This is a genomic window from Dyadobacter fanqingshengii (assembly GCF_023822005.2).
Taxonomy (GTDB): Bacteria; Bacteroidota; Bacteroidia; order Cytophagales; family Spirosomataceae; genus Dyadobacter; species Dyadobacter fanqingshengii.
The window spans coordinates 1641443-1660992 of sequence record NZ_CP098806.1; the positions used below are offsets into that span (position 1 = coordinate 1641443).

20 protein-coding genes and 1 tRNA gene are annotated in these 19550 nt (G+C 44.5%); 8 read left to right on the forward strand and 13 right to left on the reverse strand.

Annotated elements, in window-relative coordinates:
- Positions 1 to 66 precede the first annotated feature (66 nt).
- Positions 67 to 525 (reverse strand): CHRD domain-containing protein, encoded by a 459-nt coding sequence (locus NFI81_RS06605; protein WP_234613321.1) that lies wholly within the window; start codon positions 523 to 525, stop codon positions 67 to 69.
- 80 nt (positions 526 to 605) lie between these two features.
- Complete coding sequence (locus tag NFI81_RS06610; RefSeq protein WP_234613320.1) at positions 606 to 1340, reverse strand: SH3 domain-containing protein; 735 nt, start codon at positions 1338 to 1340, stop codon at positions 606 to 608.
- Positions 1341 to 1445: 105 nt separating this feature from the next.
- Between NFI81_RS06610 and NFI81_RS06615 the strand changes: the two genes are divergently transcribed.
- Together NFI81_RS06615 and NFI81_RS06620 are read left to right on the forward strand one after the other, a co-directional pair.
- A tRNA-Lys gene (locus tag NFI81_RS06615) sits at positions 1446 to 1518 on the forward strand.
- A gap of 254 nt (positions 1519 to 1772) precedes the next feature.
- Positions 1773 to 3005: a site-specific integrase gene (locus NFI81_RS06620; RefSeq protein ID WP_234613319.1), complete on the forward strand. Its 1233-nt coding sequence runs from the start codon at positions 1773 to 1775 to the stop codon at positions 3003 to 3005.
- 100 nt (positions 3006 to 3105) lie between these two features.
- Here the strand turns inward: NFI81_RS06620 and NFI81_RS06625 are convergent, their stop codons facing one another.
- Positions 3106 to 4542, reverse strand: a complete 1437-nt coding sequence (locus tag NFI81_RS06625; protein WP_234613318.1) for a hypothetical protein — start codon at positions 4540 to 4542, stop codon at positions 3106 to 3108.
- Between the two features lie 739 nt (positions 4543 to 5281).
- Here NFI81_RS06625 and NFI81_RS06630 point away from each other — a divergent pair.
- Positions 5282 to 5716, forward strand: coding sequence for a VOC family protein (locus NFI81_RS06630; RefSeq protein WP_234613317.1), 435 nt, complete (start codon positions 5282 to 5284; stop codon positions 5714 to 5716).
- Between the two features lie 64 nt (positions 5717 to 5780).
- On the opposite strand, the gene NFI81_RS06635 is transcribed toward NFI81_RS06630, so the two are convergent.
- The 3 genes from NFI81_RS06635 to NFI81_RS06645 form a co-directional block, all read right to left on the reverse strand.
- On the reverse strand, positions 5781 to 6158 hold the full coding sequence (locus NFI81_RS06635) for a RidA family protein (protein ID WP_234613316.1): 378 nt from the start codon (positions 6156 to 6158) through the stop codon (positions 5781 to 5783).
- 79 nt (positions 6159 to 6237) lie between these two features.
- Positions 6238 to 6666 carry an EthD family reductase gene (locus NFI81_RS06640; RefSeq protein WP_234613315.1) on the reverse strand — a complete coding sequence of 143 codons (429 nt, stop codon included), beginning with the start codon at positions 6664 to 6666 and terminating at the stop codon, positions 6238 to 6240.
- A gap of 117 nt (positions 6667 to 6783) precedes the next feature.
- Entirely contained in the window at positions 6784 to 7320 is a 537-nt protein-coding gene (locus tag NFI81_RS06645) for a glycosyl-4,4'-diaponeurosporenoate acyltransferase CrtO family protein (protein ID WP_310590124.1), read from the reverse strand.
- A 133-nt stretch (positions 7321 to 7453) separates the two neighbouring features.
- Between NFI81_RS06645 and NFI81_RS06650 the strand changes: the two genes are divergently transcribed.
- Complete coding sequence (locus NFI81_RS06650) at positions 7454 to 8782, forward strand: rhamnogalacturonidase (protein WP_234613314.1); 1329 nt, start codon at positions 7454 to 7456, stop codon at positions 8780 to 8782.
- 157 nt (positions 8783 to 8939) lie between these two features.
- Here the strand turns inward: NFI81_RS06650 and NFI81_RS06655 are convergent, their stop codons facing one another.
- From NFI81_RS06655 to NFI81_RS06665, 3 genes are all read right to left on the reverse strand, one after another.
- Entirely contained in the window at positions 8940 to 11153 is a 2214-nt protein-coding gene (locus NFI81_RS06655; RefSeq protein WP_252176044.1) for a CRTAC1 family protein, read from the reverse strand.
- Positions 11154 to 11248: 95 nt separating this feature from the next.
- The gene (locus tag NFI81_RS06660) at positions 11249 to 11809 is read right to left on the reverse strand and encodes a carboxymuconolactone decarboxylase family protein (protein WP_234613312.1); all 561 of its coding nucleotides are present in this window, start codon (positions 11807 to 11809) and stop codon (positions 11249 to 11251) included.
- Positions 11810 to 11912: 103 nt separating this feature from the next.
- Complete coding sequence (locus NFI81_RS06665; protein ID WP_234613311.1) at positions 11913 to 12464, reverse strand: hypothetical protein; 552 nt, start codon at positions 12462 to 12464, stop codon at positions 11913 to 11915.
- 150 nt (positions 12465 to 12614) lie between these two features.
- Here NFI81_RS06665 and NFI81_RS06670 point away from each other — a divergent pair, with 150 nt between their 5' ends.
- Positions 12615 to 12917, forward strand: coding sequence for a type II toxin-antitoxin system HigB family toxin (locus tag NFI81_RS06670; protein ID WP_234613310.1), 303 nt, complete (start codon positions 12615 to 12617; stop codon positions 12915 to 12917).
- 10 nt (positions 12918 to 12927) lie between these two features.
- On the forward strand, positions 12928 to 13287 hold the full coding sequence (locus NFI81_RS06675; protein WP_234613309.1) for a helix-turn-helix domain-containing protein: 360 nt from the start codon (positions 12928 to 12930) through the stop codon (positions 13285 to 13287).
- A gap of 8 nt (positions 13288 to 13295) precedes the next feature.
- Here NFI81_RS06675 and NFI81_RS06680 read toward each other — a convergent pair whose 3' ends face one another.
- Positions 13296 to 14579 (reverse strand): Gfo/Idh/MocA family protein, encoded by a 1284-nt coding sequence (locus tag NFI81_RS06680; protein WP_234613308.1) that lies wholly within the window; start codon positions 14577 to 14579, stop codon positions 13296 to 13298.
- A 183-nt stretch (positions 14580 to 14762) separates the two neighbouring features.
- Between NFI81_RS06680 and NFI81_RS06685 the strand changes: the two genes are divergently transcribed.
- Positions 14763 to 16334, forward strand: a complete 1572-nt coding sequence (locus NFI81_RS06685) for a M81 family metallopeptidase (RefSeq protein WP_234613306.1) — start codon at positions 14763 to 14765, stop codon at positions 16332 to 16334.
- A gap of 73 nt (positions 16335 to 16407) precedes the next feature.
- Here NFI81_RS06685 and NFI81_RS06690 read toward each other — a convergent pair whose 3' ends face one another.
- The gene (locus NFI81_RS06690; protein ID WP_234613305.1) at positions 16408 to 16869 is read right to left on the reverse strand and encodes a glycine zipper family protein; all 462 of its coding nucleotides are present in this window, start codon (positions 16867 to 16869) and stop codon (positions 16408 to 16410) included.
- Positions 16870 to 17078: 209 nt separating this feature from the next.
- Positions 17079 to 17627 carry a dihydrofolate reductase family protein gene (locus NFI81_RS06695; RefSeq protein ID WP_234613304.1) on the reverse strand — a complete coding sequence of 183 codons (549 nt, stop codon included), beginning with the start codon at positions 17625 to 17627 and terminating at the stop codon, positions 17079 to 17081.
- A 319-nt stretch (positions 17628 to 17946) separates the two neighbouring features.
- On the opposite strand from NFI81_RS06695, the gene NFI81_RS06700 reads away from it, so the two are divergent.
- The gene (locus NFI81_RS06700; protein WP_234613303.1) at positions 17947 to 18522 is read left to right on the forward strand and encodes a helix-turn-helix domain-containing protein; all 576 of its coding nucleotides are present in this window, start codon (positions 17947 to 17949) and stop codon (positions 18520 to 18522) included.
- 116 nt (positions 18523 to 18638) lie between these two features.
- Here the strand turns inward: NFI81_RS06700 and NFI81_RS06705 are convergent, their stop codons facing one another.
- Entirely contained in the window at positions 18639 to 19247 is a 609-nt protein-coding gene (locus NFI81_RS06705) for a dihydrofolate reductase family protein (protein WP_234613302.1), read from the reverse strand.
- Positions 19248 to 19550: the final 303 nt, after the last annotated feature.

Consider the following 19550-nt stretch of genomic DNA (forward strand, 5'->3'; position numbering starts at 1 on the left):
TCCGGTTATCCAACAAAAAAAGGCTTGCAACGTTCGCTGCAAGCCTTTTTATATGGTCTTAATGTCTTATTCTTCGAATCTGTCAGCAATGATCTGTCCGCGAATTTCACCATAAATGTTCTCTTTGGTAGGAATGTTCACATAAAGCATTCCCAAGATCAACATCGTTTGTTGCTCCGTGTTCAGCTTCTGCGTTCCCTGAACCTGGTTACCAGTCGCCGCGTAAGTGAACAACAATGGACCAGCTTCCCAAGATGGGTTTGCGCTGTGAATGTTCACAGAAGTTGGTGTAACATTTTGATAATTAATGTTGTATTTCAACTCCATTGTATTTTTGTTGTATTCAAAAACACCTGTGCCCTGACCAGCAGAAGTAGCTTTTGGAACAGTAGCGCCACTATTTATAACTGCGGAGAACTTCACAATGTCATCTTTGTGAGGGCCTTCCTCTTTGCAAGACGACACAAAACCTAACATTACAACTCCTGCGATCAATAGTAAAAAACGTTTCATTGGCTTTTTCATACATCATTAATTTAAAAAAATTTAACCCTTAAATATATATAAACTTATCTCGTTACAAAAATGATACTCGAATTGCCCCGTTAAATATTCCAGAGGTCACTTTTGCGTATATACACGATCTGATTGTTCCATATTACGCGGTTCCAATGGTCAACAGAACCCACAATCGTAAGCTTATGCCCCCTACCAACCCGGTCCACAACGGGAGCCGCAGAAGACGGCTCATCCCTTAAAAACGTGTTTTCATTGACTATAATGCACGTTCGGTAAAGAGAAGGCACATTGAGAATCCCCAGCAATACAAGCAGATACACGACAATTGAAAGTTTATGTATTTGCAAAATCGGTTCCCCTCTCCGCACTTTTGTCACCATTATGACGACAATGTATGTCCCCAAAGTTAGAAGCAATATTGGAATGTAATCACCATATCTTCTATAAAAAATTATAAAATAGTTGTAATCGTCGAATTCATAGCCCGTTAGATTTTGCTCAGCGGCTAGCTTATCCATTTTTTCGAAGAGTCGGCGGGAAGGATTTGTGAGGGCAAGTTTGCTGAGATAAAAGAGGCAATCCGTGTAGTTATTGGTCTTCTCGGCCAGGAAAGCGAGTTTTAGCAACAGGCTTTGGTTGTTTTTTTCATCCTCACTGAAATTTTTTTTATATAGCACCAGCGACTCCGGATAGCGCGCCATAGCGAACAGAGAATCAGCCGTTTTTAGCTCTTTTTTATTGGCTGACAAAGCTGTTTCAGCAGTCAGGAAGGTTCCTAAAAAAATCCAGAATAGCAGGTATTTCTTATTCAGGGCTTGCATTATACTTTTTAGAATTCTACTTTTGCATCGCAATTACGGAAACGCCTCGTGCAAATCCAATTATTTAAAAAAGTTGCAGCTCAGCCAATCAGAGCAAAAAAATAGGATTCCGTAGCTCAGCTGGTAGAGCAATACACTTTTAATGTATGGGTCCTGGGTTCGAATCCCAGCGGGATCACATAAAGAAATAAAAAAAAGCATCAAAAGCCTGCAAATCAAACGATTAGCAGGCTTTTTTCTTTCCGGATTATGCCAAAAGATTCAATTTTCGTCAAATTTTTGGTGAGTAATTCGGTGAGTTCATCAATCTGCAAATTTTACTCACCAGAATCGCTGTAACTTATTGGTTATGAAGATGTTTACGCCGTAAACATCTTGTGCTGTAACGGCTTGCAAGACTACTTTTGTTCAACTTTTTAACCTGAAAAAGGTATGAAAACAAAACTAAGTCTGCTTTTCTATTTGAAGAACCCGAAAAACTATCAAAAAGGGCCCGTGCCGATTTACTTGCGGATTACGGTTGAAAGCAAAAGAGCCGAATTTACGACCGGGCGAGAATGCGAGCCCAGCCGGTGGAATGCGGTTGCTGGCAGAGTATCTGGTGCGAAGGAGGCTGTAAAGTCGGTGAACGCTTATCTCGGCAACCTCGAACAGCAATTGTTAGATGCACAAGCCGCATTGGTTCGCGACAATGCTTTGATAACTGCGGAAACGATCAAAAACAAGTTTTTAGGCGTCGGCCCCAAAGAGCGTCTATTGATGGCGGTGATAGCTGACCATAACGAGCGGATGAAAGCATTAATCGGCCAGGAATATGCAATTGGCACATTCAACAGATACAAGGTGCTAGAACGCCATACATCAGCATTCTTAAAGAGTCACTTCGACACAAGCGATTTTGACATTGGCCGCATCGATTTCCCCTTCATCGCCGATTATGAGTTCTATCTGCGCTCAGTTCGTAAGATGGGCAATAACGCTGTGGTAAAGCACGTGAAGATGTTTCGCAAGATCGTAAACATTTGTCTGGGCAATGGGTGGATGAATCTTGATCCCTATTTGAACTTCAAGGGTAAGTTTAAGAAGGTCGATAAAGCGATCCTCACGAGAGCTGAACTGGACTTAATGGCAAACAAAGAATTTGCTAGCGATAGACTAGCCCAAGTGCGGGACACCTTTGTTTTTTGTTGTTTCACCGGCCTGGCCTACTCCGATATCCAGAAGCTTGAAAAAAGCCAGATTGCAAGAGGTATCGATGGTGAGCAATGGATTTTCAGCCAGCGAACGAAAACGAATGTCAAATCACATATCCCGCTGTTGCCAGAAGCGCTTCAAATTATTGACAGATATAAAGATCATCCGTTCTGCGAATCTCGCGGGCTGGTATTGCCAGTTCCGAGCAACCAAAAGATGAATGACTACCTGAAAGAGATTGCCGTGATTTGCGGGATTGACAAAGTTCTCACCTCACACGTAGCCAGGCATACGTTCGCCACGACTATAACTTTGCAGAATGGTGTGCCGATTGAAAGTGTTTCTAAAATGCTTGGGCATACGAACATTCGGACGACACAGATTTATGCTAAGATTCTGGACACGAAGGTTAGTGAGGATATGCAGGCTTTGAAAGGGCGGCTCTTGAAGCGTTTTGGCACGGAAGGTTAGCGCTGCACCTTCTCTCTCACGACCCCTCCTGTTTGTGAGAGGGGATCGCGAGAGAGAAGGTGAAAAAGGCAAGGTTAGAATTAAGTGGGACGGTGATCTTTTAACTACCAAAGTCTAATTTCCTATACACTGGCTCGTTTTTCAATTCTGGAAATCGGTATCTTATGTTGTTAAATAAATAACCAGAAAAGCCACCCATTTTCAATAGCAAAGCACATAAAAGTAGGTGCATCCGAAATACAACAGTTGCTAGCTCAGATTTCAGGTATTCTTGTCGCACATCCTCAAAGGGGAGTCTACCATGCAAAAAGTCATTTCTCTTTTTGAGACATTCCTTATCCGTAGCACTGAGCGAAAGTCCTAAAAGCTCAAAAACCTTGTAAAAACTATCTGTATTTCCTACTTGGTTAAGTTGTTCGATCCGCTGGTTCACAGCAAGTAAATTATTAAACTTCGATGGTGAGACAGCAGCGACTACCGCCTTAAGGTCCTTGATAAGAGCTTTTGCATCCGTTCGATTTTTTATTGAATTAATCTTTTCCGAATTTGCCTCTAGAATGATATTCTTTAGGGTTTCTAAGACAACAGAGTAAGTCGAAGCCCTAATTTCAAGCGGATACTCATGGCTTTCCGCTAAGATTGTACAAGCTCGATAAAAAGCACTGTTCGTAAGCGATAGCTCGATAAGTGAGGTCAATGTTTTTGTGGAGAGGTAGCGTTCCCCTTCGAGGTCCTGCTTTGGAACGAAATCGGTCATATCTCGCGGACGAATCGCTTCAAGGCCACGTTTAGAGCCACTTAGACGATAGAACGAATGATGTTTGATGTGATTGAACGCGCGATCGTCTGAAAACAGAATGGTCATTGTATCTCTAATCAGATTACCAGCTATCCAACCATAATGAACAATTAGTGCCTCGACTATCTGTTTGAAATCCTCGTAATTGCACTTATCACCTGTGTCCACAAACCAACAATTGTTGCCATCCGCTAAACGGTAGTCAAATAGATTGATTTGAATACCTCGAGTTCTAAACTTTGTTAGCCCTCTATAATGAAGCGTTGTACCTACATTAAATGAGACAGACTCTACATAGGTTGCGTGGCGTTCAGCAGATCCCATTGGTAAAATGCACCTAAAAAAGTGTGGAGATGCCTGCAATTGCGACTCAAGTTCAACTATTTTGCAATTGAAACTGTCAGAGGCATTAAATGTCATTGATAAGCTACCGACACCACTTGGTACCTTAAAAAAGCCTTCTCTACCTAGTAACAGGAATGGTCGATGAAAGCCATATCCATCATATTGATAAGTTACCGGAGGGTTTTCGGGAGAACTCAACATTTCTTTAACCCACAAAGTAAAAAGACCTTCTTCATCCATCACCAAGCGGCATAGTTGGCCATTTATGGTCGGATATGGCGAAACAATCTTATACTCCTTCTCCGTTTTTAATTCCTCTATATAAGCTAGAGTAGCGTCAAGTGAAAAGCCTTCCGACCTGTCCCGTAATTCTTCGATAGATTCTTTTTTCATTCGAATTTTAATTCAATGGGTATACCAAAGTGTTTCACACGCAATGAGTAGGGAATCTTACACACAACATGACCACATCAGATATGGAGTTTCTCCTGAATATACGAGCTTATAAATAACGCTTCAAATATTTACGGAAACTGCATTTCTTCACCCCCTGAAAGAAAACAACTTATTAATTTATATTCTGAATTGCCTCTTAACCGCAATCGGCCAGATGTACAATTGTCATACAATTGAATCTGGCCGCCCAAACGCTCCGAAGTCGCTAGCGGAAGAATTTTATAAATATTCTTATCTTTGAGCTAATTGCAAGCCAAGCGCCACAATTCGGTGAGTTACTAGGTAAGTAATAGATTTGACAGGACACAGACAATTGATAATCAATGCGTTATCTCACAAAGTATGATCCCAGCGGGATCACTTGAAAAAATAACAAAAAGCATCAAAAGCCTGCAAATCAACAGATGAGCAGGCTTTTTCATTTTCAGCTACTACAACAGCCAAAACATTTTGGCGGGATTTACCCTCTAAAATGTCGCATTTGCACAGGTTCAAATGCCGTGCTAAATTCCACCTTTGTATTATCATCATCAACAACCCTCAAATCAATCCTGCGCGGATTATTGAAAATCCGTTGATGGCCTGATCGCAGAGGTTTTAGGAAGGGAATAGCCGACCACATTGACAATGGGAATGCAGAATAGTGTAAGAAATACATTCAAAACCTAAAAAAATTATGAGAACGATCAACCCCTGGATCAACTTCAATGGAAATGCTGAAGAAGCATTCAATTTTTACAAATCAGTTTTTGGCGGAGAATTCACAAAAATCATTCGTTTCAAGGACTTAGCAAGCGCTGAATTCCCTGTGCCAGAAAATGAAGCAAATAAAATAATGACCATTGTATTGCCTTTGGGGAAACACAATGTGTTAATAGCCAATGATGTCCCTGAATTTATGGGACCAGTGAACGAAAACGAAAACAGGTCTAAAATATCAGTTAGTGCAGAGAGTCGTGAAGAAGCAGAGAAAATCTTTAATGGACTATCAGCAGGTGGAGATGTTGAAGGGCCAATGGACGACAGTCCCTGGGGCACGTACGCTGGAATGTTCAGGGATAAATATGGAATTGAATGGATTGTTGAGTTTGATCCAAATTATATTGGGTAAGTTAACTTTTTAGATTGCGGTTTATCCTTCGTTTGATTTCATCGATTTACCGGGCTGTTTTATTTCAACTAGCTTTCAACTCCAAACTCGCAATCGTAGTCAGCTCAACCCGCGCTTGCTTCGGTAAACCTGCCACGGCTATGCAGGTGCGGGTTGGATAGCGGTCGGTGAAATAAGTTTGGTACACAGCGTTGAGTTCGTCGAAATACCGCATATCCGTAAGGTATACCGTAATGCTAACAATATGGCTGAAAGTCAGACTGTGCTCATTGAGTATCGTTTCGATATTCGTAAATACCTGCGTAACCTCGTCCTGGAAGGATGTGGTCACCACCTGGCCACCAGCAGAGCCGATTTGACCGGAAATGAACAGGAATCCGTTGGACACCAAAGATTTTGAAATCGGAACTGCCGGTACAGCAGCATTTTCGTTAGTACTCATGTGACAAATTGTTATGGATATGTTTGCATCTCAGCACCAAGTTATATCCTTTGCATGAAAACAAGTCGACCTCGCTTTCTTATTTTACAACTTCACTCACCAAAATGACCGGAACAACATTGGTATAATTTGCAAAATCTGCGCGAATTGCATCTCTGTTTGGCGCCACCGCCGCTTGATATTCGCTCAGACTTTTGACATAAAATGTGCCAATAGCCAAAAAAGGTAGAGGTTGGTTGGGAATACCACTGGACAGGCCTTTTTCAATGGTGTACTTAACCAAATTTGCTCCTAAATAACCCGCTACCATGGGCATATGCTTCGTTTCATAATATTCCATATTGAAGGTTTTGCCCTCCGCAAATGGATACATAACGGATATCTTGATCAGGCCTTTGTCGGCAACAGCAATGCCTTGCTTCTCAGATTTTACAGATTGATTCTCCTGACTAAATGCAACAAAACAAGGGGCTAAAAGCAGAAATGATAGAATTAATTTAAACTTCATGGCTAGTTAATTTATAAGTTATTAAACATTTAAATTGTTTCGTAATATATAAAATAAATAGGCTCAATTACGGGCAGCATTACGGAAAATTATTTGCCCGGATGTTGCGCAAGTGACTTACCTGCGTCGACTTAAAGTGATGGCCCTTTCGATTCGTGGCCGGTTATATCTTTGCAGAAAAATAGGGTATAGATTTAGCAATACATTTAATATCAGCAACCACAAAGATTGGATAACCCCAAACTCAAATGCCACAAAAAAATTGAAACCCAAAACGATAATTAAAATAATCAGATGCCCTAATTCGGATTGTTTGGTTCGGTAATGCAGATGTACAAGTGCATTTGTCTTCTTTTCAATTGGATTGGATTTTTTGTTCAATTTTTCCCAGCCAACCCAAACCAATAATTTTCGGTAAAAATTTACGCCAAAAGACTCATATATTTTTCCTTTCAGCTCCCATTCCTTTTCGTTAAAATAGGTCGAGGTAAGTGGGCCTTTTAAGGTTTCGGTAAAGGTGAGCGCGCATGCCATCAGCAAGAAGTTGAGGGACCATGCAAATGCGAAACCCTGCATCCCAATAAAATGAATTAATGCGTATACTAAGGCAATGGTAACGATTGGAATAAGAATTAAAATAAAGGCTCTTCTCATCGGTTATTTGTCTGTGACTTCCTGCGCAATAAATTATAAACCATTTCAACAACTCCACCCAGGGCGGACGGGATAAAGATAATAGTTAAGAAATTCTTAAATTGACTCTGACATTCAAACATAAACCTTTGTTATGACAAAATCTTGTCTGCTTTTCTTACACCTCTTCCTTATCTCCTTTCTTTCCTTTTCACAGACGGGGAAATCCGTTACTTTCCCGGATGGAACAAAAATACCGGCCTGGTTTTCAGACAGTTCGAAAATCAGGTTGGAGGATTTGGGCAAACAATTCGTCATTACAAAACACGGGGCTTCAAGCGATAGTAATGTCGTGCAAACGGCCGTTATCCAAAAAATTATCGATCTCGCACATCAGCAAGGCGGCGGTGTGATCGTCATTCCGAAAGGCACATTTCTCAGCGGCGCATTGTTTTTTAAACCAAAAACCCATTTATACGTTTCCGAGGGCGCAACATTAAAAGGCTCCGACAAGATAGCCGATTACCCGAGTATGGCGTCGAGAATGGAAGGGCAAAACCTGGATTATTTTCCTGCGCTCGTGAATGCGTATGGCGTTAACGGTTTCACAATTTCCGGCAAAGGCGTGATTGACGGAAACGGGCTGAATTACTGGAAAGCATTCTGGCAAAGAAGAAAAGAAAACCCGAATTGCACCAACCTCGAAGTTTCGCGTCCACGACTGGTTTTCATTTGGAAAAGCAATGATGTGCAGGTCCAGGATGTACGGTTGCAAAACTCCGGCTTTTGGACAAGTCACTATTATCAATGCAATAACATTAAAATCCTGAATGTGCGCATTACCGCGCCACACGAGCCCATCAAAGCGCCCAGCACGGACGCGATCGACCTGGATGTTTGTAATAATGTGTTGATAAAAGGCTGCTATCTGGCTGTAAATGACGATGCAATCGCTTTAAAGGGTGGAAAAGGGCCTTATGCAGATACGGATAAAGGCAATGGCGCAAATACAAATGTGATCATCGAAGACAGCGAATTCGGGTTTTGCCATGCCGCACTAACCTGCGGCAGCGAAGCCATTCACAACAAAAACATCGTCATGCGTAACTGCCACATTACCAACGCAATGCGTGTGCTTTGGCTTAAAATGAGACCGGATACACCGCAAAAATACGAGTTCGTCAGCGTGGAAAACATTGCCGGTTACGCATATAGTTTGATTTATGTAAAGCCTTGGAAGCAGTTTTTTGATTTGAAAGGGAGAAAAGACGTGCCCCTATCCTACTGTGACAACATTAGTCTAAAAAACATTACCCTGAAATGCGAAGTGTTTTTCGACGTCAGCCCCGGTGACTATGATAAGTTGTCGAGATTCAATTTTGAGGATTTGAATATAACTGCCAAAAATGCAGCCTACGACAAGAGCGTGGTGCAGGATTTCAAGCTGACCAATGTGAAGGTGAATGAAAAGTTGATTCATTAATGACTAAACTCAAATCAACCCGGTTTGAGATGAACGTGCGTTGGCGGGCCGCAAGTCGCTGAACGCTAGCAGTAATGTAAGTACGCAGATCAAATCGCCAAATGATAACCCGGGAACACATTATGCATGAGGCCCCAGGTTATCTGGCATTTCCATCCTAAATAGACGCCTTGGCAACCGGGGCGCAAAGCGGAATTTCATGATGTGATTTGTCTTTGAACGTAAGCTTTTTAAGCATTACTTTCTCCACTTTGTTACTCCCTTCCTTAACCTTAATGAATTGGTTTACAGCCACATTTTGAATTTTCTGAATGTGCCCGCTCCCGTTCCACTTTATTTCTATTTCATCAATTTGCGTAGCTGTTCCCAACCCGATTTCTCGTTTGAAGGGAGCCGATCCAAAACTGCCGCCGGAATTCACGTCGCGATAAATATAGCGCGTTACGCCGTCCTCGCGGATTGTGATTTTCAACCTGCTGCCAATAGCCGCTTTGTTGGCCGCCATTCCTTCCAGATCGATGGAAACCCAGTTGTTGTTACCTTGTCCGGGATTCAGGAAAAAGGAATTCTGGTATGCGTCGCCAAGATACGCGCCGCCCATTTCAATGTAAATGTCCTGGTCGCCATCATTATCCATATCCCCGAATCCTACGCCATGCCCTTTTTGCAGGCTTCCCACCTTCGCCGACGAGGTCACATCCGCGAATGATTTGCCACCCATATTTTTGAACATTTTGTTGGGTATCAATGATTTGTAACTCGGGTTTCCGGTTCCCAGGAAAATATCCAGGAAGCCATCATTATCAATGTCGCCAAAGCTTCCACCCATGCCGAAGGCCGTTTTATCCAGTCCCAAGTCCCTGGTAACGTTGCTGAATGTGCCATTGTGGTTGTTTTTGTAAACCACCGGCTGACCGTGATATTCAGGAGAAACGCTAAGTTGCTCGGCAGCAGCATAATAACTCAAATTATACTGCATGGTGTAGTCGCCGCAGAGAATGTCCAGCCAGCCATCGTTGTCGTAATCGAAAAACCAGGTTGTAAAACTTCTGTTATGGTCCTTGTCCAGCGCCGCTTTTTGCGTTACATCTTCGAACACAACATGACCTGGCTTAGCGCCCGTTACGCCTTTATTCCTGAGTAAAATTCTGTTTCCACTGAGCGTAGATAAAAAGATGTCATTCCAGCCATCATTATCAAAATCCCCGGAAGTCACACCCTTTACAAAAGCCGCGATCCCACAGTTAGCCAGGTTGGCCACCTCCGTAAAAGTGCCGTTTTTGTTGTTCAGGTAAAGTTCGCAGGGGTGATGGTTCGCCCCAATGCTGGTTTCGTTTCCGATAAAAACATCCACCCAGCCATCATTATTGAAGTCGTTCCAGGTTGCGGTTTGCGTGGGATGGAAGGATAGCAAGCCACTGTCAATGGTAACATCGGTGAATGTGCCGTCCCCGTTGTTCTTCAAAAGTGAGTTGGGCTGCTCGCCAAATGTGTTGCTGAGCCACCCGCCTCGCATCACAAATACATCTTTGAAACCGTCATTGTTGAAATCAGTCTGCATGACCTGCAAACCGCCGGTAAAACGGTCGAGTCCTGAAATGGCCGATTTGTCTTCAAACGAACCATCGCCCTTATTTTTGAAATAATGCATGGACTCACCCAAATCCCAGCTCGACATGATCAGGTCAAGATATCCGTCGTTGTCGAAATCCTCAATGATAGTCCCGCCCGCCATGTTTTTGACATCCAGTCCGAGATCCGGGGCAATGTCCTGAAAGGCGTTCACGCTGGTTTCATCGGCCTTATCGAGGTTCGGGATCAACATTTTTCTGGGAACACTCTCGGGATATTTACCCAATGTCATATATGCAACATTAAGCAGCCAGCGCGCTTCCAGGTCATCCGGCTTTTCGGCCAGCAACCTTTTATAAATGTCCACAGTGCCTTTTGAACCACTTATATCCCGGTGAACGCCCCCATTCCTGATCGGCAGAATACACGCGTCAATGGAATGGTTGGTAATGCAGTTGGCTTGCTCGCCGAGCCGGAGATAGGCAACCGCCAGGTCATCTTTGATCCTTCTTGATATGCCGATTTGCTGATAAATCGGATTTTGATTCCGTTCCAACCTTTTCAGGATGCTGATCGCCTCCTCAACTTTTCCGATTTGAACCAAAACGGTGGCTTTAAAATGGTTGAGCTTAAAAAGCTGCCCCTGTTCCGCTTCAGGAGTTTCCCTGATACTCGAATCCAGATATGCGAGCTGTGCCTCGGGGCTGAAATCATTTTGGTAATGAAAAACCCTGGCTTTACTTTCCTGCAACAATTGAAGCATTTTCTCTTCGGACGAAGGCTTTTTGCAAACGCTCATTGCCATTATCCCTACGGCTACTATTGCTGATAGTATTATTTTTGGTCTGATGTTCATCATAACTTGTTTGAAAGAGATTTTGGATCGAACCCGCGTTAATCGTAAGGTTCGTATGGTGAATCGCCGGAGTATCCTTTCTTTACAATGTTCTCGGCGCGCGATTTATAGATCGCGGGGTTCGTTGGCGCTGTGGTTGCCAATCCGTCGACGTAGCGGTTGAACATGCAGAATGCGGCGGATATGAGCACAGTGTCGTGAATGTCGCGGTCGTCCGCGCCCGCCTCTTTTGCGGCTAGTATTTGCGCTTCGGTCACATATTTTCCGCCTTTCTGGACGCTGCCGGCAATGGTTAGCAGCGCCTTCATTTTGTCGGATAATGTGCTTTCACGGTAATTGGTCTTCACACTTTGCATAAATGACCAATCCTCGTCGTCATAGTAAGCGCTCGCAACGGCCCCATGGATCGTCTGGCAGAAAAAGCAGTCATTTTGCGCAGAAACGTAGGCACCGATCAGTTCACGTTCTCCACGGCTCAGCCCTTCGTCCGCGAGCAAAAGCGCATTCGCCAGCGCATTAAGCGGTTCAGCCGTTTTCGGACTGAATTTCATGGGTCCCAGAATGCCCGGAACACCATCTTCTAATTTTATATGAGGCATTGTTTGAAAATTATCGTGCTTAGTACTTTTTTGATTTTGGGTAAATAAAATACAGACATACGCACGGCTACTAACCGTGTTACGTCAATCAATCAATAAAGTTTTAAGCGGCTTCCGGAGGAGAATATGGAGGCGTGAGCAGCGAGGAAAGAAGTTTGAAACTCAGTGTAGGATACTGGTTTTCAAATGATAATTCTGTAAAATGAACATTAGCGCCAACCAGATCGGCATGAGCGGGCAGATAGATTTTTATGAGATCATTAAGCAGTTTAATTGTCTTACTGCGCGGTGATTCCGATGTTCCGGCCGGAAATTCGTGGACTTGCTGAACCATATGTGAAAGCTCCGCAAAACGCTGGTGCGCAGATGCATCAGGCGTGAGCGTCACGAATAACGTGTCGTTTTCATGCACGTATTGGGTTACATTATAAAATCCGTCGGCAATGCGCAGCAAATGGTTTTCTACATCGTCCAGTTCTAACGGAGCTGCATATGGGATTGAAGGCAGCGGAATTTTAATAGTCTGCGTTTCCGTGCTTTGAATGTGGATCGAGGCGTTTTTATAGCCGCTGTCGAAGCATAACACAGTCAATGAAAGGCCCAGCATATTGCAGAGCAGCAGTACGAGCAAAATAATGCAGGCAGCAGTTTTCATCGAAATGGATTAGAATTCCTAAACATACTGCAAAAAATTCAATTCTTAATGTGTTAAGTAAAGATAAGTTGACTTGTTAAACCTTGTCAATTGAAGGAGATTTCATATCAAAGTTCCAAATTACGGAACTTTCAATACATTTGTGTCCTTATGAGAATAGTTGCAAAAGGCACTTTGAAAGAATTCTGGGAGACGCACACAGATGCTAAAACTGGCTTGTTAAGCTGGTACGAAAAAATGAATAGTCATGATTACAGCACACCTCAGGAAGTTATTGCGGATTTCAAGGGTGCCGACTATGTTGGCAATGAAAGGGTCGTTTTTAACATCGCACGAAATAAATATAGATTGATCGTTTCTTTCAATTACCAGTTTAAAGCGTGTTGGATCAAGTTTGTTGGCACACATAAAGATTACGACCGGATAGACGCCAAGACTATTGAACATATTTAAAATCCAGGCAATGAAAAATTACACGATTAAGCCGCTCAAAAGCGCCGCCGACCATCAGGAAGCTCTTGATAAATTGCAAGAAGTATGGCAAGCCAAGCCCAATACACCCGAAGGTGACCGATTGGAATTGCTATTAATGGTCATAGAGAAATACGAAGACGAGCATCACAAAATGCCCGAACTAGATCCTGTGGAAGCCATTAAATACAAAATGGAAGAAGATGGTTTAAGTCAAAAGGATTTGATCAGATATTTTGGAACAAAATCGAGGGTTTCCGAAGTATTGGGCAGAAAAAAGCCACTGACCTTAAAAATGATAAAGTCATTGTATCACGATTTTGGAATTCCTGCCAAGACGCTTTTGATATAGTTGAATCATCAAACCAAATCCCACTCCTTCCTCGGTTTCCTGGAAAGCAGCTTATTCGCTTCTTTGTCTCCTACGAATTTCTCCTTGCCGGCGTTCCAGGTTAGTTCTCTTTTGAGGCGATAAGAAATGAGGCCGAGGTGCATGGGCATGGTAAGTTCGCGGGCGTATGCGAGGTTGGATTCAGGCTGCGTTCTGGCTTTGACGGCGTCGACGAAATTTTGCTGATGGCCTGGCGATCTTGGATTGGTGATGGGCACGGTTGCAATGTCGGTCATTGTTTCGCCATTAATGTTGATCTTGCGGGTGTTGTAGTCGCACATCAGCGTGCCTTTATCTCCCTCAAAAAACGCCCCTATCCCCTGCTCAGCAGCGCCGGGAATATCGGGAGGCAAAGAAGTCCATAGAATTTTCAAACCATCAAATTCATAATCAACATTCAATGTTTTTGGCGCATCGGCAATGCCGGCATATGCTTCGCCTGTTGCTTTTATTTTTTTCAAACCCTTAGGCTGAATGGACGAGTAAACGACATCGGCAATGTGGCACCAGAAATCGGCGAATTCTCCTCCTGAATAATCCAGAAAATAGCGGTAAGTGAAGTGGCATTTTTCCGGAATGTATTCCGTGAAAGGCGCCGGCCCAAGCCACATATCCCAGTTCAGGGTTTTAGGAACTGCCTGAACCGTGGGCGAACCCAGCTCTTTGGTTGTGGACTGCTTCCATAAACGAACCGTATGCACGTTCCCTATTGCGCCCGATTTGATGATTTCAACAACCCTGTGAAAGTTATCGCCGGCATGGATCTGGTTACCCATTTGAAAAATACGGTTGTTCTTCTCCATGTGTTTCAACATCATTTTTCCTTCACGCTGACAGTAGGAAAGCGGTTTTTCACCATACACATCCTTTCCCGCCTGAAATGCCAGCGCCGCGATTTGCGCATGCCAGTGATCTGGTGTCGCGACGGTGATGGCGTCAATGTCCTTACGGTCCAGTATTTTACGGAAATCTCCATAAGTGTCCACTTTAATGCCGGGCTTCATACCTTCCAGCTTGGTTTTTGTTTCGCCCAGGTGTAATTCATCCACATCACAGAGTGCAACTATTTCAACCTCCGGCAAATCAGCAAACCATTTCATGTGGTTATTTCCCATTCCGCCTAGTCCGATGTGCGCTATACGCAAGCGGTCGCTGGCAGCAGCTTTGCCATAAAGTGAAGGTAAAATGGTGAACCCAAGCGCGCCGAGCCCAACCATTTTTACAAAATCTCTCCTGTTGGTATGCACACTCATGGGAAGTCGGGTTAAGGTTTAAGGCGGTTCTGATTTGGAATAAAGGCCACCAGGAGGCAAAAGTTACTCGTAACTACATGCCGCGTCGACTAACAATGTTCCTGACGCGCCTTTCATTCTCCCCATTTTTGACTATTTTTCAAAGCAAAGCATTCCTAACCATATTTTTGTAACATATCGGATATGAAACAGTCTTTTATCCTGTTTTTAAGTTTTTGTCTCTCCATAAGCCAAATTAACGCGGCCGAAACCGCAACACGACCCGAAAAAGCGCTTCCACGCATTGCTATTGCAGGATTAGGGATCGAGTCCAGCACATTTTCACCCGCACTAACCACCGAAGAGGCTTTCAAGGCGAAATATGGTGATGATATTTTCACTTCCTACCCTTTTTTAGCCAAAGATTCGCTTGACCGCGGACGTGCCAACTGGATTCCGGCATTGATGGGCAAATCGCTTCCCGGCGGCGCGGTTACGCGCGAAGCCTATGAATCGCTGGTGAAGCAAACATTGGCTTTGCTGAAAAAGAATGGACCTTATGACGGCCTCTTCTTCGACATTCATGGCGCTATGAGTGTCGTGGGGCTGGATGATCCGGAAGGCGATTTTATCGTTCGGATTCGCGCCGTAATTGGCACAAAAACCGTTATCTCAACTTCCATGGACTTGCACGGAAACGTTTCATGGCGGCTGGCCCAGAATACGGACTTGATCACCTGCTACAGGATGGCACCACATGAAGATGCCATGCAATCGAAGAAAAGGGCGGTTGATAATCTGCTGGCCAGACTCGAAAGCGGCAAAGGAAAACCCGCTTACAAGGCTTGGATTCCAGTTCCCATATTGTTACCCGGTGAAAAAACGAGCACCAGGATTGAACCGGGAAAAACATTATATTCCAAAGTCGCTCCTGCTGCGGCACAAGCAGGCGTGATTGATGCTGCGATCTGGATTGGTTACGCCTGGGCGGATGAGCCTCGTAATCATGCGGTTGTAATGGTAACCGGCGATGATAAGGCTGTTGTTTCCAAAACGGCGGAACAACTGGCTGCGAGCTTCTGGAAAGTGAGGTCTGATTTCGAATTCGTTGCGCCGACGGGCACACTGAAAGAAGCATTGGACAAAGCTGTGAAAAGCCAGAAACACCCCTTCTTTATCAGCGATTCGGGCGATAACCCAACGGCAGGCGGCGCAGGAGATGTTACTTGGACCTTGCAGGAAATCCTGGCCCGTCCAGAGTTTAAAACCGATAAAGGCCCGGCATTGATTTATGCTTCCATTCCTGGCCCGGACCTTGTGAAGGCAGCCATAGCAGCCGGTGTCGGCAATAAAGTAGATGGGTATGCAGGCGCCAAAGTGGATTTCCGTCTAGCGCCGCCCCTGCATCTTGTAGGCACAGTGGAAGCCATCGAACACGGGGATCGCAATGCGGAAACAGAAGTGGTCGTAAAAGTGGGAAGTGTGCACATTATCGTCACTGCAAAACGCAAACCTTACCATAAGGAGGCAGATTTTACAAGACTAGGCCTTAACCCAAGAAAGGCAGACATTGTGGTTGTGAAGATCGGCTACCTGGAACCTGAACTTTACAATATGCGCGCTGACTGGATTTTGGCACTGACACCAGGCGGCGTGGATCAAAACCTGGAAACATTAGGCTACAAACGCATCAAAAGACCCATGTTCCCATTGGACAAGGACATGAAAGAGCCGGATTTGAAAGCTCAGTTTGTACCCGCATCAGATGCAAAGTGATAAACAAAGCGATCTCACAAAAATGTGAGATCGCTGCCTGTTTGTGTGTGTTTGCCTTTAATGTGTGTGCTGACTAGTTATTATTTCTTTTCTTCTTCTTCGAATGGTCTACAATCGCACCGGTTCCGGCTCCTACACCCGCACCGATCAAGCTACCGACCAATGCACCTTCACCGCGTTTCTTGTTTACGATTGCGCCGGTAATTGCTCCCGTTCCGGCACCAACGACCGCTCCTTTTGCCGTGTGGTTCCATCCTTTTTTACGCGCTGCTGGTGCAGGTGCGCTGGAATTAGCGGCAACAGACTGGCTGCTTTTTTCTTCCGCAACCCTTGCTTCCTCTGCCTTCTTTTCAGCCTCGCGGTTAGCCATTACCGTGTTCATAGAATCCACAATCGCTTTCTTTTCCATCACATGTTTCATAGAATCGATTGCAATCTGCTTTTCTTTCAATAATGTCGCTTCTTTATCGGCGCTGCTATTGCAGGATGCCATGAAAATTGCTGCACTGATTATTGAAATGGGTAATTTGTTCATTTTGATATTAGGTTGGTTAACATCACGAATTAATCCTAAAATCGTGCCAACCTGATAATAGCCCATATAGTATAAATTCTGGCATACTTCGTTCGGGTCAGTGCTATACTGGGATTGTCCAAAGTGACGACCTTATCTACAATTCCAGCATAAATACAGGAAAAAGTACTAAAACACCGCCAGAACCAACAGGAGCCTTTGGGCGGTGTTTATCGGGAATAAGTCATTAATGCTACCCCTGATTTCGCCGTTTTCACCTCCTGCAACGTCAGCGGAACGCGATCCTGAATATTTGAGAACAGCGGCTTACCAGACCCCAGAATGATGGGGTGAACCGCCAACCGGAACACATCTACGAGTCCCAGATTAATAAAGGTCGTGATCAGGTTTGCACCGCCGTAGAGCCACAAGTTTTTGCCCGGTGCGGCCTTCAATTTTTCAATTTCCCCCACGATGTCCGAATGAATGTAAGTTGCTTTGCCATCCGGCGTGGCACTTCTCGAAAACACGTATTTTACTTTGCTATGGACTGTTTCCCAAAGCTTCTTATCAGCCGGGCCAGCGTCTGGTTTGGGCTGATATTGCCCCCACATGTCATAGCTGATGCGTCCGTACAATATGGTGTCAATGCTGTCCAGGAAGTCGGTAAAACTCGTATCCTGAACATCTTCATCCATGATACACCAGTCAATTTCACCATTTGGACCTTCAATAAATCCATCCAGGGTGACAGCGAGGTCAAGCACTACTTTTCTCATTTTATTTATGGCTAATGTGATTTCCAAAATTATAAAATCAGCGGGTATTATTGATCACGATGTTCGTGCTGCTTTTTATTGCCTTGCAGCTGGATTGAAATTCGGCCTGGAAAGATCGGTCGAGCCTACGGCTCTTGTTGGCATTTGCGTGAGTCGGTTTCTGCAAAAGCCAGAGCCTCGACCGACATCCTACCGACGGGTTTCAACCCGTCGACCGTCCCAAAAAGCCCCCCTGCCCGACATGCCGTAAAAACGCCGCATTAAAACCGCTACAAAATGGTAAATTGAGCACATACTTTTGCTTCAAAACAACTTCACTATGAGCCAACTAACCATATCTGAACAAATTCGCAGTTTGCGGAAGGCCAAAGGGCTTTCGCAGGAAGCCTTAGCGGAAAACGCGGGCATTAACCTACGCACTTTGCAGCGCATTGAAACTGGTCATGCAGCGCCACGCGGCGAAACCTTACGGCTGCTGGCACGGGCGCTGGATGTGTCGGTGCAGGATTTGTCAGAATCTGTTGAAGCGCCCCCAGTTGCAATGGAGGATGATCCCGGCTTTTTGAGACTAATGAGTCTTTCGGCGCTTACACTGTGGTTTATCCCTTTTGGAAATATCCTGATTCCGCTCGCTTTCTGGGTTTTAAAAAAGAATAAAATCAATGGCGTCGCTGAGCTGGGCCGACGCATTATTAACTTCCAGATCATTTGGACCGTTGTCACTTATGGCTTGGCCATATTGAATATTTTCCCAGCCTTTTTAGGCCAAATTTACATAGACCCATTTGTCATGATGCCCATTATGCTGCTGTTTTTCATTGCCAACACCGTTTACATCATTATCATCACAAAGAAAATTCCGAGCGCCGAGCGTGAGGTTTTGACGCAGGTTTAAATCCCATGTCCGAATTGGAAAATCCCGGAGCTTTTCGGCTTCGAAGGCAAACTCGTGAATGCTGGGAAGGAAAACCGCCTTATTGCCAGATCCGTTTCGCATTTTGAACCAACCGCTTAGCCCTCCGCAGCATTGCCAGTAGGCACTTTGCCATTCAGTTCAAATGACGCGCAGATCACGCCGGTGGAAGAAACCGCGTGTTTGATTAATTTCAGGCCGCTCGGAAGTGCCCCTCCGGCAAAAAGCTTTTTCCCTTTACCCAACACCACCGGATAAATCCACACATTAATCTGGTCGATCAGCTCATTTTGAAACAATGATTGAATCAAATCAGCGCTGCCCCACATGTGCAAATTGGGTCCGTCGCTGGCTTTCAGCTCTTTAATCTGTGCTATGGTATCGCCATTGAGCAACTTAGTGCCGTCCCAGCTGGCATCCGACAATGTTCGAGTTGCCACATATTTTTTAATCTTGTTAAATTTCTCAGCGATCGGCCCGGACTGGTTCGGCCAATAAGGCTCCCAAATGTTATAAGTAAAACGCCCCAGAAGCAGGTCGTAATCCTCATTCAAGGCCGCAAAAAGCGATTGCGTGGTAATGTCGTCTGAATAAGTCGCAGACCACCCGCCCAGCTCAAAACCGCCCGTCGTGTCCTCATCCGGCCCACCGGGACCCTGAATAACCCCGTCCAAACTCAAATGTTCATTGATGATGATCCTTCTCACGTCGTTCCAATTTAAATGTTGAAGATGTAAATGACAGGCGCAAGTTCAGCAAACGCCAGGCAACAAACGCGGTGTGATTCCGTCTATTTGGAGGGGGGAATGCGACAGGGCTTTTAGCCGTCTACAAACATCAACGGATAGGAGCGAAAAATTCACGGAAATTGTACTCAAAATACCACATTTACAAGCATATTTTTTCTGATCCCACCGTTCCAAGCATTTAATTACGCCAAACTCAATGCTCCCAATCTGCTGGTCACGGAATGGCACACTTTCAGCAAATGGCAGATCGTGGTAGTCGTT